This window comes from Pseudomonas sp. 9.1(2019) (assembly GCF_009910445.1).
GTDB classification, from domain to species: domain Bacteria; phylum Pseudomonadota; class Gammaproteobacteria; order Pseudomonadales; family Pseudomonadaceae; genus Aquipseudomonas; species Aquipseudomonas paraversuta.
The window spans coordinates 301,139-316,462 of record NZ_VBWF01000005.1 but is presented as its reverse complement, the minus strand read 5'-3'; the positions used below and the strand labels follow the sequence as shown (position 1 = coordinate 316,462).

Annotated in this window: 16 protein-coding genes and 1 other RNA gene; 6 read left to right on the top strand and 11 right to left on the bottom strand. The window is 57.0% G+C overall.

From position 1 onward, the window contains the following. Nucleotides 1-274 precede the first annotated feature (274 nt). Both rnpB and rsmI read right to left on the bottom strand, forming a co-directional pair. An RNA gene (gene rnpB / locus FEZ21_RS07505) (RNase P RNA component class A) lies at nucleotides 275-628 on the bottom strand. A 141-nt stretch (nucleotides 629-769) separates the two neighbouring features. Then, the gene (gene rsmI, locus FEZ21_RS07500) at nucleotides 770-1,624 is read right to left on the bottom strand and encodes a 16S rRNA (cytidine(1402)-2'-O)-methyltransferase (RefSeq protein ID WP_003443648.1); all 855 of its coding nucleotides are present in this window, start codon (nucleotides 1,622-1,624) and stop codon (nucleotides 770-772) included. A 234-nt stretch (nucleotides 1,625-1,858) separates the two neighbouring features. On the opposite strand from rsmI, the gene FEZ21_RS07495 reads away from it, so the two are divergent. The 4 genes from FEZ21_RS07495 to FEZ21_RS07480 all read left to right on the top strand — a co-directional run bounded on the left by FEZ21_RS07495 (nucleotide 1,859) and on the right by FEZ21_RS07480 (nucleotide 5,282). Beyond that, complete coding sequence (locus FEZ21_RS07495) at nucleotides 1,859-3,610, top strand: penicillin-binding protein activator (RefSeq protein WP_003443655.1); 1,752 nt, start codon at nucleotides 1,859-1,861, stop codon at nucleotides 3,608-3,610. After that, nucleotides 3,610-3,972 (top strand): YraN family protein, encoded by a 363-nt coding sequence (locus FEZ21_RS07490; RefSeq protein WP_127196795.1) that lies wholly within the window; start codon nucleotides 3,610-3,612, stop codon nucleotides 3,970-3,972. Before FEZ21_RS07495 ends, FEZ21_RS07490 begins: the two co-directional genes overlap by 1 nt. Nucleotides 3,973-4,110: 138 nt before the next feature. After that, nucleotides 4,111-4,704, top strand: coding sequence for a phosphoheptose isomerase (locus FEZ21_RS07485; protein ID WP_029612203.1), 594 nt, complete (start codon nucleotides 4,111-4,113; stop codon nucleotides 4,702-4,704). Then, nucleotides 4,701-5,282 carry a BON domain-containing protein gene (locus tag FEZ21_RS07480; protein WP_003443659.1) on the top strand — a complete coding sequence of 194 codons (582 nt, stop codon included), beginning with the start codon at nucleotides 4,701-4,703 and terminating at the stop codon, nucleotides 5,280-5,282. The genes FEZ21_RS07485 and FEZ21_RS07480 overlap by 4 nt, the downstream gene beginning before the upstream one ends. A gap of 60 nt (nucleotides 5,283-5,342) precedes the next feature. On the opposite strand, the gene FEZ21_RS07475 is transcribed toward FEZ21_RS07480, so the two are convergent. From FEZ21_RS07475 to rplM, 7 genes are all read right to left on the bottom strand, one after another. Continuing rightward, nucleotides 5,343-5,756 (bottom strand): ClpXP protease specificity-enhancing factor, encoded by a 414-nt coding sequence (locus FEZ21_RS07475; protein WP_003443662.1) that lies wholly within the window; start codon nucleotides 5,754-5,756, stop codon nucleotides 5,343-5,345. A 17-nt stretch (nucleotides 5,757-5,773) separates the two neighbouring features. After that, nucleotides 5,774-6,391: a glutathione S-transferase N-terminal domain-containing protein gene (locus FEZ21_RS07470; RefSeq protein ID WP_010655575.1), complete on the bottom strand. Its 618-nt coding sequence runs from the start codon at nucleotides 6,389-6,391 to the stop codon at nucleotides 5,774-5,776. A gap of 186 nt (nucleotides 6,392-6,577) precedes the next feature. Beyond that, the gene (locus FEZ21_RS07465) at nucleotides 6,578-7,357 is read right to left on the bottom strand and encodes a cytochrome c1 (protein ID WP_003443669.1); all 780 of its coding nucleotides are present in this window, start codon (nucleotides 7,355-7,357) and stop codon (nucleotides 6,578-6,580) included. Further along, nucleotides 7,357-8,568, bottom strand: a complete 1,212-nt coding sequence (locus FEZ21_RS07460) for a cytochrome bc complex cytochrome b subunit (protein ID WP_003443672.1) — start codon at nucleotides 8,566-8,568, stop codon at nucleotides 7,357-7,359. Before FEZ21_RS07460 ends, FEZ21_RS07465 begins: the two co-directional genes overlap by 1 nt. After that, on the bottom strand, nucleotides 8,568-9,167 hold the full coding sequence (gene petA / locus FEZ21_RS07455; RefSeq protein WP_003443673.1) for a ubiquinol-cytochrome c reductase iron-sulfur subunit: 600 nt from the start codon (nucleotides 9,165-9,167) through the stop codon (nucleotides 8,568-8,570). Before petA ends, FEZ21_RS07460 begins: the two co-directional genes overlap by 1 nt. Nucleotides 9,168-9,420: 253 nt before the next feature. After that, entirely contained in the window at nucleotides 9,421-9,813 is a 393-nt protein-coding gene (gene rpsI / locus FEZ21_RS07450) for a 30S ribosomal protein S9 (RefSeq protein ID WP_003216038.1), read from the bottom strand. 14 nt (nucleotides 9,814-9,827) lie between these two features. After that, nucleotides 9,828-10,256: a 50S ribosomal protein L13 gene (rplM, locus tag FEZ21_RS07445; RefSeq protein WP_003443674.1), complete on the bottom strand. Its 429-nt coding sequence runs from the start codon at nucleotides 10,254-10,256 to the stop codon at nucleotides 9,828-9,830. 246 nt (nucleotides 10,257-10,502) lie between these two features. Between rplM and FEZ21_RS07440 the strand changes: the two genes are divergently transcribed. Both FEZ21_RS07440 and FEZ21_RS07435 read left to right on the top strand, forming a co-directional pair. Next, nucleotides 10,503-11,543, top strand: coding sequence for an NADP(H)-dependent aldo-keto reductase (locus tag FEZ21_RS07440; protein ID WP_003443685.1), 1,041 nt, complete (start codon nucleotides 10,503-10,505; stop codon nucleotides 11,541-11,543). Between the two features lie 207 nt (nucleotides 11,544-11,750). Then, nucleotides 11,751-12,671 carry a GlxA family transcriptional regulator gene (locus FEZ21_RS07435; RefSeq protein ID WP_177412996.1) on the top strand — a complete coding sequence of 307 codons (921 nt, stop codon included), beginning with the start codon at nucleotides 11,751-11,753 and terminating at the stop codon, nucleotides 12,669-12,671. Nucleotides 12,672-12,771: 100 nt separating this feature from the next. On the opposite strand, the gene zapE is transcribed toward FEZ21_RS07435, so the two are convergent. Further along, on the bottom strand, nucleotides 12,772-13,866 hold the full coding sequence (gene zapE, locus FEZ21_RS07430) for a cell division protein ZapE (RefSeq protein WP_003443696.1): 1,095 nt from the start codon (nucleotides 13,864-13,866) through the stop codon (nucleotides 12,772-12,774). 90 nt (nucleotides 13,867-13,956) lie between these two features. Next, on the bottom strand, nucleotides 13,957-15,312 hold the full coding sequence (locus FEZ21_RS07425; protein WP_160626777.1) for a tryptophan--tRNA ligase: 1,356 nt from the start codon (nucleotides 15,310-15,312) through the stop codon (nucleotides 13,957-13,959). Nucleotides 15,313-15,324 lie beyond the last annotated feature (12 nt).

Below are 15,324 nucleotides of genomic sequence, written 5' to 3'. Positions count from 1 at the left end.
AATGCGCCCACCACACCGTCAAGGAGCGGCCCGAAGGAAAATCCTTACATAACTGAGATTTAGGAGGGTAAACAGACGTGCAGCAATAACCGGAGGGGTTTTTTGACTCGCGAAGTGCAACAAACTCAAAGCCCTGGACTTCAAACTTAAAGTAGTTTGTTAAGAGTAAGAACTTTTTGGCATTACTCGGCAGATTTTCTTGCGAATACATCGGGGGAGATGGAGCGCTTGTTTCTTGTGGCAATCTGCCTGCAGCGCAAGCAGAAGAAAAAAGGTGGAGAGTCGATCTGTAAGCCGGGTTCTGTCGTGAACAGTCATTCGTCTACGATGGCCATCACTGGACATCTTTAGCAACCTACCCGGTTCCAGCGCGGGCCACGCCTTGGAACCCTATTTGGTCTTGCTCCAAGTGGGGTTTACCTAGCCACGAACTGTTGCCAGTCGTGCGGTGCGCTCTTACCGCACCTTTTCACCCTTACCGGCGCCGAAGCGCTTAGGCGGTTATTTTCTGTGGCACTTTCCGTAGGCTCACGCCTCCCAGGCATTACCTGGCACTTCGCCCTATGGAGCCCGGACTTTCCTCCCCCCCCTAATTTTCATAGAGGGCAGCGACTGTCCAATCGACTCTCCGGCGCGAAGATTAACTGTACAGAGCGTATAGAACAAGCGTTAAAAGCCAGATGGCAGTTTCATTCACCCTGCGCAAAGCCTTTGCCTGCCAGCCCGGACAACAAAAAAATAGCAAAAGGCCACTACTTAAACAGAGGCCTTAATCAACTTTTTGTTTTTCCAGCGCCACTTGATACAACACATTCTTTCGCTCGCCGGTTATTTCAGCTGCAAGTGCGGCCGCGCGTTTTAGCGGCATTTCTTTTAGCAGCAAGTCGAGAATGCGCATCGCTTCACTGCTGACTGCTTCGTCTGTTTCAGGCGCAGTCCACCCTGCAACCAGCACCACGCACTCGCCACGCTGCTGGTTACTGTCGCCCTCGACAAAGGCGCGCAACTCGGACAATGGCAAACCCTTGAGGGTTTCGAAGGTCTTGGTCAGTTCCCGCGCCAGCAACGCCGGGCGGTCCGGACCAAATACCAGCTCCAGATCTTGCAGGCACTCAAGGATACGATGTGGTGCCTCGTAAAAAATCAGAGTGCGCGGCTCTTCCTTCAGCAACTCAAGGCGCGTACGGCGCCCAACAGCCTTAGCCGGAAGAAATCCCTCGAAGATAAATCGGTCGGAAGGCAAGCCTGCAGCTGACAACGCCGCAATCAGGGCGCAGGCACCCGGCACAGGCACCACCTTGACCCCGGCCGCGCGTGCCTGGCGTACCAGGTGATACCCCGGATCGGAGATCAACGGCGTCCCGGCATCGGAGATCAGGGCGACATCTTCGCCAGCCAGCAAGCGCTGAATAAAGCGACTACCCTCATCACGTTCGTTATGTTCGTGACAGGCACCCAAGGGAGTGGTGATGCCAAAATGCTGCATCAAACGCAGGGAGTGACGCGTGTCTTCGGCCGCAATCAGCGACACGTCACGCAGCACTTTGAGCGCACGCGCACTGATGTCGTCCAGGTTCCCGATGGGCGTCGCCACCACATAAAGCGACCCGACAACGGAATTCATAGCACCTGGAGCAGTCAAAACGCACACCTCATGAGAGTTAAAGGCGCCATTGTAGCGCGTAGACCCCTCCTGAACGCACCTTCCAGTCAGACTGCAGAGTGCTTATTCGCAAAAATTTCACCGCCACAACCCGCAGAACTCATCTAAATTCAGGCTTTATCGCCTGTAACATCGCGCCCCGGCCAGTGCTTGGGTACAATTCCCGCTCTTTTGTTCGAGTAACAGGAACACTACATGATCGCTTGCCTGCGGCTGTTCACTGCCCTCTGCCTTGCTGCCCTGTTGGCGGCTTGCGCCAGCTCGCCCTCGTCCAGCCTTGGCGAACTCCCCCGAACCCCGGATGCCAGCCTTGAGCAGTTGCTGCAGCAGGCCTCCGAAACCAAAAATCCGGAGAAGGCCGCCTTGCTGCGCCTGTCCGCGGCTGATCTGGCCATGGGCCAGAACAATGATCAGCGCGCCGCGCAGATTTTGGCCCAGGTCCCGCTGGATCAGCTCAAGCCAGCACAGCAAGTCTTTGCCAGCACGCTGACAGCCGAACTGGCAATGAAGCGCAATGATCCCAAGGCTGCCGTGGCCGCCCTGAATCATCCAAGCGTGTCGCGCATCGGCGAGCTACCGAACGATTTGCAAGTACGCACCCATACCGTGCACGCCCGTGCCCTTGAAGCAGACGGGCAAACACTGGCCGCAGCACGCGAACGTGTAGCGATGAGCCCGATCCTGACCGGCGATGCTGCCAACAGCAACAATGACGCCATCTGGACATTGGTTGCCGCATTGCCAGTGGAGCAACTGCAGGCACAAAGCAACGATGTTCTGGGCGGATGGATGTCCCTGGCCCTGGCCGTGAAGAGCGCCGGCACCGTTCAGGACCAGCAAAACGCCATAGACCAATGGCGTGCGCAAAACCCGAATCACCCCGCTGCCATCCAGCTACCCGCTCCACTGATCAAGCTCAAGGAGCTGGCCAGCCAGCCTTTGACCAAAATCGCCCTGCTACTGCCTCAGGACGGCCAGCTGGCCTCTGTGAGCAAGGCATTGCGCGACGGCTTCATGGCTGCTCACTATCAAGCTCAGCAGGCCGGGCAAAACCCGCCAAGCATCCAGTTTTATGACAGCTCGCGCCTGGTATCCCTGGACGACTTCTACAACAAGGCACAAGCCGATGGCGTGCAACTGGTGATCGGCCCGCTGGAGAAATCACTGGTCAAGCAGCTGAGTGCTCGCCCGCAGCTGCCCATCACTACACTGGCCCTCAATTACAGCGAAAGCGCACATGGCCCGGCCCAACTGTTTCAGTTTGGCCTCGCCGCTGAAGACGAAGCCCGTGAAGTGGCTCGCCGCGCACGCGCCGACGGCCTGACCCACGCCGGCGCCATGGTTCCGAAAGGCGAATGGGGCGAGCGCGTACTCAATGCATTCCGTCAGGAATGGGTCGCCCACGGCGGCTCCATCGTGGGTATCGAGTACATCGACAAACCCGTAGCCCTGGCCCAGCAGGTCGGCGATCTGGTGCAACTGCGTAAAAACGCCGCCGAGCCGCTGCAGTTCCTGTTCCTCGCCGCCACGCCCCAGCAAGCCCAGCAGATCAAGCCGACCCTGAACTACCAATACGCAGGCGATCTGCCGGTTTACGCCACGTCCCACGTCTTCAGTGCCAGCGGCAATCAGGACCAGTACAAAGACATGAATGGCGTGCGCTTCTGCGAGACCCCATGGCTGCTGGAGCCCGGCAACCCGCTACGCCAGCAAGTGGCTGCACAATGGCCACAGGCTTCAAGCAGCATGGGCCGCCTGTACGCCATGGGCGTTGACGCTTACACCCTGGCATCGCGCCTGGGCCAGCTCAAGGCTCTGCCAGACAGCCGGATCGACGGCTTGTCGGGCAGCCTCAGCATGAGCCCGACACAACATGTCGAGCGTCAGCTGCCGTGGGCCGAGTTCGTTAATGGCCAGATTCAACGCCTGCCCGATACTCCCAACTGATGCCCGAGCGCTCAAGCCTGCAAACAGGCAAGGATGCCGAGCGCCTGGCGCTGCGGCATCTTGAGCAACAGGGTTTACGCTTGCTGGCACAGAACTGGCTTTGCAAGCGCGGCGAGCTGGATCTGGTCATGCTTGACGGCGATACAGTAGTATTCGTCGAAGTTCGTTACCGGCAACACGCGCAATGGGGTGGCGCACTGGCCAGCATTGACGCACGCAAGCAGCAAAAGCTGATACTTGCAGCTCAGTACTTTTTGCAACGCGAGTCGCGCTGGGCCAATCATCCCTGCCGCTTTGATGTCGTAACAATGGACAGCGCAACACCTCACTTGAACTGGCTACGGAATGCCTTTGACAGCTGACCCGCTGTCAGGCCGATTCCAGCACCCTTTTATTAAACGATTTTGCTTTGCTTTGCGGGCTGCACATTCTTGTGCCGGGAAGTCACCCAGGAACACCTGGATCACGCTCGACCAGCCGCCCTACTTAAGGTCACATAGATGGACATGCAATCCCGGATTCGCCAGCTTTTTCAGGCCAGCATCGACACCAAGCAGCAGGCGATGGACGTTCTTGCACCCCACATCGAGCAAGCCAGCCAAGTGATGGTCAATGCCCTGCTCAATGAAGGAAAAATGCTTTCGTGCGGTAACGGTGGCTCGGCAGGCGATGCCCAGCACTTTTCATCCGAGCTGCTCAATCGCTTTGAGCGCGAGCGCCCCAGCTTGCCCGCCATTGCACTCACCACCGACACCTCGACGATCACCTCGATCGCCAATGACTACAGCTTCAACGAGATTTTCTCCAAGCAGATCCGCGCCCTTGGCCAGCCCGGGGATGTATTGCTGGCCATTTCCACCAGCGGCAACTCGGCCAACATCATCCAGGCAATCCAGGCGGCCCACGACCGCGAAATGATCGTGGTTGCCATGACCGGCCGCGACGGCGGCGGCATGGCCTCGCTGCTGCTGCCCGAGGACGTGGAGATTCGCGTCCCGTCCAATGTCACTGCACGTATTCAAGAAGTCCATCTGCTGGCGATCCACTGCTTGTGCGACCTGATCGACAGCCAACTGTTCGGGAGTGAAGAATGACCTTTAAACGCCTTAGCCTTGTGGCACTGACTCTGTGCCTGGGCCTGACTGCCGGCTGCAGCTCGGTGCTGACAGCTACCCGCGATACGCCTATTGAAGATGATCGCGGCACCCGCACTTTCGGCAGCAAGATCGATGACTCGCTGATTGAAACCAAGGTCGCCGTGAACGTGGCCAAAGCCAGCCCTGACCTGGACACCGGCTCGCATATCGTCGTCACCAGCTACAACGGCATCGTATTGCTGGCCGGCCAGACTCCCCGCGCCGAGCTCAAGGCCCAGGCCGAGCAGGCTGCCGCCGCGGTTCAACGGGTGAAGAAGGTCAACAATGAGTTGCAGGTCATGGCTCCGTCCTCGATCCTCGCCCGCAACAACGACGCCTGGCTGACCACCAAGATCAAGACCCAGATGCTGACCGACAGCCAGATCCCGGGCTCACGGATCAAAATCGTTACCGAGAACGGCATTGTCTACATGCTGGGCCTGGTGACCAAACAGGAAGCCACCCGCGCAACCAATCTGGTGCAAAGTGTTTCCGGCGTACAGAAAATCGTGAAGCTGTTTGAGTACATCGACTGACAAGCTCGCTCCTGCAGCCCGGACACAAAAAAGGCGACCCTTGCAGGTCGCCTTTTTTTGTTACTTGACCACTTTCAGGCTAGGCCGACCCGTAGGTCTTGGCGGCTCAGTACCTGGCGGCGGCCCATCGTCATCCGGCTCAACCTCGTCATCGCCGTCCATAGGCTCTTCCAGGTCAAACACCATACCCTGACCATTCTCACGGGCGTAAACCCCCAGAATGGCCGCAATAGGCACGTACAACGTGTGCGGCACACCACCAAAACGCCCTTCAAAGCTCACTGCTTCGTTGTCCATGTGCAATTGACGCACGGCGGTTGGCGAAACATTCAGGACAATCTGCCCGTCACTGGCAAAACCCTGGGGCACTTGCACCTTCGGGTAGTCAGAGTTAACCAGCATGTGCGGAGTGCAATCGTTATCAACAATCCACTCATAGAGCGCACGCACCAGATAAGGTCGACTTGAATTCATCAAGGGCTCCTAAAGCCTTAGCGCATGTCGCGTTCGACACCAGACAAACTTGCCCGGAAGGTCTCACGCGCAAACTGGCGCTCCATATAGTCAAGCAGCGGCTTGGCCGGCCGCGGCAATTCAATACCCAAAATGGGCAAGCGCCAGAGTATCGGCAATAGACAGCAGTCGACCAGACTTAGCTCTGTACTGAGGAAAAAAGGTTTGTCTGCAAACAATGCAGACACGCCTGTCAGACTCTCACGCAGCTCTTTACGCGCCTGGACCCGAGCCGGCTCCTTGGTACGCGAATCGAGAATCAGGTCCACCAGCACACACCAGTCGCGCTGGATGCGATGAATCAGCAGACGGCTATTGGCCCGCGCCACCGGATAAACCGGCAACAGCGGCGGATGCGGATAACGCTCATCCAGATATTCCATCACCACAGTCGACTCCCACAACGCCAGGTCACGATCGACCAGGGTTGGCAGGCTGCCGTAGGGGTTCACTTCGATCAGCTTCGGCGGCTGACGGCCCGCCTCCACACTGATGATCTCGGCGCTGACACCTTTCTCGGCGAGCACGATACGTACTCGATGGGAATAGTGGTCGGCGGGGTCGGAGTAACAGGCCAACCGATTGGTCACGCCCATGGCGGTCCTCCTCGCTTGTTGAAATTATCAGGAGCGGAAAAACGAACGCGCCCAAGGAACGTCTCCGGCAACCGCAGAACCCGGGCGGGCAAGGCCTTGCGACCTTGCCCGCCACTCATCCTGCACTGTTACCTTTTCAGAGACACCCTCGGGCGCGCACGATTAACAGCGATGCGTGTAACGATATCAGTGCACATCTTTCCAGTATTCGCGCTTGAGCAGATAAGCGAATACGAAGAAGAAGGCCAGATAGAGCAGTACGTAGGTACCGATGCGCTGATGCTCCAGCTTCACCGGGTTGGCCGAATAGGCCAGGAAGGTCACAAGGTTCTTGATCTTCTCATCGAACTGCTCTTCAGTCAGCGTGCCGGTTTTAGGCAAAACTGTCAGCTGGTCGCATGCTTCATGTGTCAAAGGCGTGCCAGTGAGCGGATCATACTGCTTCTTGCCGTCTTCGACGATCTGAACTTGCTTGCAGCCTACCACCTGACGACCTTGCAACGGTGCCAGAACGTTCGGCATTCCCACATTCGGGAAGACTTTGTTGTTTACACCCCATGGCCGTGACGGGTCTTCATAGAAAGACCGCAGGTAGCTATACAGCCAGTCAGTACCACGCACACGCGCCACCAGGGTCAAGTCTGGCGGTGCAGCACCGAACCAGGCCTTGGCGTCTTCCGGCTGCATGCCGATGTTCATGTGGTCGCCGATTTTGGCCCCGGTGAACACCAGATTCTCGAGCATGAGCTCATGGGGAATCCCCAGGTCATCGGCTACACGCTCGTAACGCTGGAACTTGGCACTGTGACAACCCATGCAGTAGTTGGCGAACGTACGTGCGCCGTCCTGCATGGCTGCCTTGTCAGAAACATCGATGTCGACCTTGTCGAGCTGAACGCCCTGCTCCGCCGCAAAGGACAGCACAGGCATCACCGCAAGCATCAATACAGCAAATAGCTTTTTCATCAGCCAGTCACCCTTTCCGGAACCGGTTTGGTCTTCTCAAGCCTGGTGTAGAACGGCATCAGAATGAAGTAGGCGAAGTACAGGAACGTACAGACCTGCGACAGCAACGTACGACCCGGGGTCGGCGCCAATACACCCAGCACGCCCAGAATCACGAACGAGATGCAAAACACCCAGAGCCAGATTTTGCTCAGCCAGCCCTTGTAGCGCATGGATTTGACCGGGCTACGGTCAAGCCATGGCAATACGAACAGCATGGCAATCGCAGCCCCCATGGCGATGACGCCAAGCAGCTTGTCCGGAATTGCACGCAAGATCGCGTAGAACGGCGTGAAGTACCAGACAGGCGCAATGTGCTCCGGCGTTTTAAAGGCGTTAGCCTGTTCAAAGTTCGGTTTTTCCAGGAAGTAGCCGCCCATTTCCGGGAAGAAGAACACAATCGAACAGAAGATAAACAGGAACACCACTACGCCGACGATATCCTTCACGGTGTAGTACGGATGGAAGGGAATGCCATCCAGCGGTACGCCGTTTTCGTCTTTATGCTTTTTGATGTCCACGCCGTCAGGGTTGTTCGAGCCGACTTCATGCAAGGCCAGAACGTGCAGCACCACCAGGCCCAGAATCACGATAGGCAAGGCCACAACGTGCAAGGCAAAGAAGCGGTTCAGGGTAATGCCGGAGATCAGGTAGTCACCGCGAATCCACTGTGTCAGGTCGTTACCGATAACCGGAATCGCACCGAACAGCGAGATGATCACCTGGGCACCCCAGTAGGACATCTGCCCCCAAGGCAACAGATAGCCCATGAAGGCCTCTGCCATCAGGGCCAGATAGATCATCATACCGAACAGCCAGACCAGCTCACGCGGCTTCTGATAGGAGCCGTAGAGCAGGCCACGGAACATGTGCAGGTAGACCACCACAAAGAACGCCGACGCACCCGTTGAGTGCAGATAGCGCAGGATGGAACCGTATTCGACGTCACGCATGATGTATTCGACAGAAGCAAAAGCTTCTTCTGCCGACGGCGTGTAGCTCATGGTCAGCCACACACCGGTGACAATCTGATTAACCAGAACGAGCAATGCGAGAGAACCGAAGAAATAGAAGAAGTTGAAGTTCTTCGGGGCGTAGTACTTGCTGAGATGGTCTTCCCACATTTTAGTCGCGGGGAAGCGGGCATCAATCCAGTCCATGAACTTGCTCATTACGCGCTCTCCCCTTCAAGGCCAACGACAATCACATTGTCACTGCCCTCAACATAGTAGTAAGGCGGTACTGGCAGGTTCAATGGAGCAGGTTGCGACTTGTAGACGCGGCCGGCCAGGTCATAGTGGGAACCATGGCAAGGGCAGAAATAACCCCCTACCCAATCCTTGCCCAGGTCAGCAGGAGCGACCTCGGGGCGGAAAGTCGGCGAACAACCCAAGTGAGTGCAAATTCCGATCAACACCAAAACTTCTGGCTTGATGGATCGCCACTCGTTTTTTGAGTTTTCAGGTTGATCGGATTGATTGGATTCGGGATCAGCGAGCTGCCCTTCAATCTTCTTGAGATTTGCCAGGATCTCCTCAGTGCGGCGGACAATGAATACTGGCTGACCACGCCATTCAGCAATCATCTGCTGCCCTGGCTCAATCTTTGCAATATTCACTTTCACCGGTGCGCCTGCGGCTTTCGCCTTGGCACTGGGAAACCACGACCCCACGAACGGGACCGCCGCCCCCACCGCTCCTGCAGCACCCACCACGGATGTGGCTGCTACGAGGAAGCGACGCCGGCCGACATTTACGCCGTCATTGCTCATTCAGTCCTCTCCCATCAGCTTTGTGGCCTGTTAAATCAGGCATCTACTAAGTAAAAATCTGAACTTATAAAAATTTTGCAGAATGGTAATGAAAAGCCCCTACTCTGACAAGGTAATTACCGCTCTGGGTCGGCTACAGGCCTTGTAGTATAGGCATTTGCTGAATGTGGCAAGTTGTCACACCAACAATTCATCACCCATAAAAAAAGCCCAGCTCCTAAGGAGACTGGGCTTTTTTGAACGAAGCTGCGAATTAACGCTTCGAGTACTGCGGACGCTTACGCGCTTTACGCAGACCGACTTTCTTACGTTCAACTTCACGAGCATCGCGAGTTACGAAGCCTGCTTTGCGCAGAGCGCCACGCAGAGTTTCGTCGTACTGCATCAGTGCGCGAGTGATACCGTGGCGGATTGCGCCAGCCTGACCACTTACACCACCACCGATCACGGTGACGTAGATATCGAATTTCTCGACAGTCTCAGTCAGTTCCAACGGCTGACGAACTACCATGCGGGCAGTTTCGCGACCGAAGAAATTCTCCAGAGTGCGGTTGTTGATCGAGATGTTACCGGTACCTGGACGCAGGAAAACGCGTGCAGTTGCGGTTTTACGACGGCCAGTGCCGTAGTTTTGAGTCGCCGACATAATGAACTATTCCGTTAAAACTTCAGTTCTTGGGGCTGCTGAGCAGTATGAGGGTGAGCAGCGCCCGCATATACTTTCAGCTTACGGTACATGTCGCGACCCAGCGGGTTTTTAGGCAGCATGCCTTTAACCGCGGTCTCGATCACGCGTTCAGGAGCTTTGGCGATCAGCTTTTCGAAGTTGATCGACTTAATCCCGCCCGGGAAACCGGAGTGAGAGTAGTACATTTTGTCAGTGGTTTTAGCACCAGTGACACGAATCTGCTCGGCATTGATAACAACGATGTAGTCACCGGTGTCAACGTGCGGAGTGTATTCAGGCTTGTGCTTGCCACGCAGACGGCTCGCGATTTCGGTGGCCAGACGACCCAGTGTCTGGCCAGCAGCGTCGACGACAAACCAGTCGCGCGTAACTGTTTCCGGTTTAGCAGTAAAAGTTTTCATTCTTTATAGCCTCAGGGGCCGCCCTGTAAATTAGACGGCGGATCTTACTGAATAGTGCGTACTTTGACAAGTCAAAGGCAGCCGGATACAGACGCTATCGGGGGCTCGGGTCAGCGCGTCCGTTCAACGGCAAGATTCTTCGGCAGGCGGCGCATCACTTCCACCGCAGAAAGAGGTCGGCAATTATCCAGATTGCGAAAAAAAATACAACCTGCTTTTATGATTCTTTACCCGAAGGAGTCACTGATGGACTATCGCCAGCTAGGCCGCACCAATCTGCAAGTCAGCGCCATTGCCCTCGGAACCATGACCTGGGGCGAGCAAAACACCCAGGATGAAGCCTTCGCACAAATCGATTACGCGAAAAACGCCGGGATCAATTTCATCGACACCGCCGAAATGTATCCGGTGCCACCCAAAGCAGAAACCTACGCCAGCACCGAGCGTTACATCGGCAACTGGTTCAAAAGCCGGGGTGATCGGGCCGACTGGATCCTGGCCAGCAAGATCGCCGGCCCCGGCAATGGCATCGACTACATTCGCGACGGCCAGCTCAAACACAACCGCAATCATATCGTCCAGGCACTGGATGCCAGCCTTGAACGCCTGCAAACCGACTGGATCGACCTCTACCAGCTGCACTGGCCAGAGCGCAGTACCAACTTTTTCGGGCAACTGGGCTACAAGCACAACGCCGATGAAGACTTTACCCCCCTCGAAGAAACCCTCGAAGCCCTGGACGAACAAGTCAGGGCCGGCAAAATTCGCCATATCGGCCTGTCCAACGAAACACCCTGGGCCACCATGAAATTCCTGCAACTGGCTGAAAGCCGTGGCTGGCCGCGCGCCGTTTCGATCCAGAACCCCTACAACCTGCTTAACCGCAGTTTTGAAGTCGGCCTGGCTGAAATTGCCATTCGCGAACAATGCGGCCTGCTCGCCTATTCGCCCCTGGCGTTCGGCATGCTCTCTGGCAAGTACAACGGCGGCGCCCAACCTGCAAAAGGCCGCCTGACCCTCTACAGCCGCTTCTCGCGCTATTCAAACCCGCAGGCAGTGGCTGCCAGCGAACGTTACGTGGCCCTGGCTCGCGAACACGGCCTGGACCCGGCGCAAATGGCGCTGGCCTATGTCACGCAACAGCCCTTCGTCACCAGCAACATCATCGGCGCGACGACGATGGAGCAACTTGCCAGCAACATTGGCAGCTTCGACCTGAAACTGTCGGATGAAGTCCTCGCCGGCATTGAAGCCATCCACAGGGACCAGCCGAACCCGGCACCCTAGCTGTCCCGCTTCCGTAGCAGCCTTTGGCTGCTACGGAATTGGCCTCTACCCCTTCCCCCTAGACATACAGGATAAAAAATAAGACGATCCAGCCGTAAGTTGACCAATTTCACCTATAAGAATAATCAAATCATGTCTAACCATCTCTCCACGCCCCTGCGGCGCGTCAGCATTTTGGCCATCGATCGGGTATTTGCCTCGACCCTGATGCAAGCCAAGGATTTCTTTCACCTCGCCAGCCTGCGCCATGGCAAACAACTGGGCCAGGGCCTCAACGCCAGCTTCGAAACCCGACTGGTCAGTCCCGACGGCAAACCTGTCACCAGCTTCAGCGACGTGGTACTGCCGGTCGATGGCGCACTGGAAGACACTGACATCATCATCCTCCCGGCCTTCTGGGACGACTTTGACACTCTGTGCCAACGCTACCCGCAGATCCTGCCCTGGCTACGCGCACAACATGCCCGGGGTGCCGTTCTCTGCGCAGAAGCCAATGGCGCGTTCTGGCTGGCCGAAGCCGGGCTGCTGGACGGCAAGGAAGCCACCACCTACTGGCGTTTTTTCAGCACCTTCGCCGAACGTTTCCCACGGGTGCACCTGAACCAGGACAAACACCTGACCGATGCCGACAACCTCTACTGCACCGGCGGCCCGACCTCAGCCTGCGACCTCTATATTTATCTGATCGAGCGCTTCTGCGGCGCCAACATCGCCCAGGCCGTGGCCCGCGACATCCTCTACGAAGTGCAGCGCAACTACACCCCCGGGCGTATCGGTTTTGGCGGGCAAAAGCTGCATCAGGACGTGATAATCCTGCAAATCCAGCACTGGCTCGAAGAGCATTTTGCGGACAAGTTCCGCTTTGAAGACGTAGCCCGCGAACACGGCATGAGCATCCGCAACTTTATGCGCCGCTTTCAGATGGCAACAGGCGACAAACCCTTGCACTACCTGCAACGCCTGCGCATAGAGACCGCCAAGGGCCTGCTCTCGGCCTCCCGCAAGAGCATCAAGACCATCAGCTACGACGTGGGCTACGACGACGCCAGCTTCTTTGCACGGCTGTTCAGGCAGCACACCGAACTGTCGCCCAATCAATACCGCCAGCAGTTCCAGCAGGCCGCCTGACCTTCAACCAGGCGCTCTGTGGCTGCAAGTCCGACTCCTGCATGGATCGCGAGATATAAAAAAGGCCTGCAATGCAGGCCTTTTTTGATACAGCGTTCGACTATGGCTTGTGCGCCCGTGTCAGGTATTCATGGGACTGCATCTCAAGCAGGCGGCTCAGGGTGCGCTGGAACTCGAAGTTCAGGCGCCCGCCCTTGTACAGATCTTTAAGCTCGACTTCAGCCGAGATGATCAGCTTTACGCCCCGGTCATAGAACTCATCGACCATGTTGATAAAGCGTCGCGCGATGTCGTCAGTCTTGACGTCCATCTGCTCCACACCGCTGATGATCACCGCATTGAAAATCTTGCCCAGTTCGATGTAATCGTTCTGGCTACGCGGGCCATCGCACAGCTCGCGGAAATCAAACCAGGCCACATCATCACAGGTACGCAGCGCGCGAATGGTCCGGTTCTCGATAACCAGATCGTCATTCTCGATCACCTTGGAAGAGTTATGCGTCAACGCTTTAAAACTCTCGCGCAGGCACTTCTCGGAAGCCTCATCCAGCGGGAAATGGTAAAGCTCGGCCTGCTCCAGGTGGCGCAGACGATAATCGACGCCGCTGTCGACGTTGACGATATCGGTGTTCTGCTTGATCAGCGCAATCGCCGGCAGGAAGCGCGCCCGCTGCAGACCGTCCTTGTACAGACCGTCCGGCACGATGTTCGAGGTCGCGACCAGGGTCACGCCATTTTTGAACAACTCTTCCATCAGGGTGCCGAGGATCATGGCATCGGTAATGTCCGATACAAAAAACTCGTCAAAGCAGATCACCCGCGCTTCATCGGCGAACCGCCTGGCGATGATGGTCAGCGGGTTCTTTTCACCATTGAGGGTGCGCATTTCTTCATGCACACGCTTCATGAAACGGTGAAAGTGGGTACGCACCTTCTGTTTGAACGGCAGCGCATCAAAGAACGTATCGACCAGGTAAGTTTTACCCCGGCCCACACCGCCCCAGAAATACAGCCCCTTGACCGGAGCCTGTTCTTTTTTGCCGAACAGCTTGCCGAACAGGCCCGGCTTGCTCTGCGAAGAGGCAACCAGGTCGTCATACAGACGCTGCAGATGGCGCACAGCGTTTTCCTGCGCGGCATCGTGGAAGAAGTCCGGGCGTTTCAGATCAGCTTGATATCGTTCTAGAGGCGTCATAATTCGTTAGCAAGGCAACAAAAACGGGCCGCCACTGTAGCGACGGCCCTTGGGAATGGCAATCAACCCTGAGTCGAAACGCCGCACTTTTTAATCCTGCGCAGGCACCAGCGCCACACGCAAGGCTTCGATTGCCGCGTCACGGGTCGCACTATCGGCGAATGCCGGGCTGTCGGCGACGCACCCGTCATCCAGCCAGACGCTGAAGCTCAGGTCCTGAGGACGAATATCAAGCACGCCCCCCGCCTGCAGCTGTTTGCTCACCTGACCTGCGGTTTTGCCATCCGCAAAGTTGCGCGACAACAGCAGTTGCTCGCCATCGGCTGCCAGCAGGCGGAAACGGAAGCTGCCGTCTTCATCGCGGAAGCTGACGAAGCGCGGGCCCTTGGTGGCTTTCTTCTTGCTGGTCGTGGCCGTCTGGGCAGCGCCGACAAACGAGCGCAGGCCAACCGCTTCACGCAACTGCGCCAGAAACGGGGTCGCGATTTTGCGGGCTTTCTGGGCTCCGGCCAGAAGGATGTCTTCCATATCGGACGGGCGCGACATCAGTTCGTGATAACGCTCGCGGGACTCGCCCAGGTCGGCATCCAGCAGCTTGAACAGACGCTCTTTGGCTTCGCCCCAGCCCAGGCCCTGCAACAACTCGCCACGGAACTCTGCGCACTGCTCAGGCGTAGAGAAGGCTTGATACAGAGTGAACAGGTGCGAATTGTCCGGGTCCTTGGCTTCGCCCGGCGCACGGGAATCGGTGACGATCCGCGAAATCGCGCTTTTCATGTCTTTGGCGCTACTGAACAACGGAATGGTGTTGTCATAGCTTTTCGACATCTTGCGCCCGTCAAGACCCGGCAAGGTGGCAACGCTTTCTTCAATTATCGCTTCCGGCATGGCGAAAAAATCTTTGCCATGGCCGAACAGGTGATTGAAGCGCTGGCCAATATCACGGGCCATTTCAACGTGCTGGATCTGGTCGCGACCGACCGGCACCTTGTTGGCGTTGAACATCAGGATGTCTGCAGCCATCAGCACCGGGTAGCTGAACAGCCCCATGGTGATGCCCGCATCCGGGTCCTCGCCGTTTTCCAGGTTCTTGTCGACCGAAGCCTTGTAGGCGTGAGCACGGTTGAGCAAGCCCTTGGACGCTACGCAGGTCAGCAACCAGGTCAGCTCCGGGATTTCCGGGATATCTGACTGGCGATAGAAGGTCACACGCTCGACATCCAGCCCTGCCGCCAGCCAGGTCGCAGCGATTTCCTGACGCGAGCGCTGAATGCGCTGCGGGTCATCGCATTTGATCAGGGCATGGTAGTCCGCCAGGAAGTAAAACGAGTCGGCATTACTGTCCAGGCTGGCCACGATTGCAGGGCGAATAGCCCCGGCATAGTTGCCCAGGTGCGGCGTGCCGGTGGTGGTGATACCGGTGAGAATACGGGTACGAGTGGTCATGGGTAATCGCTT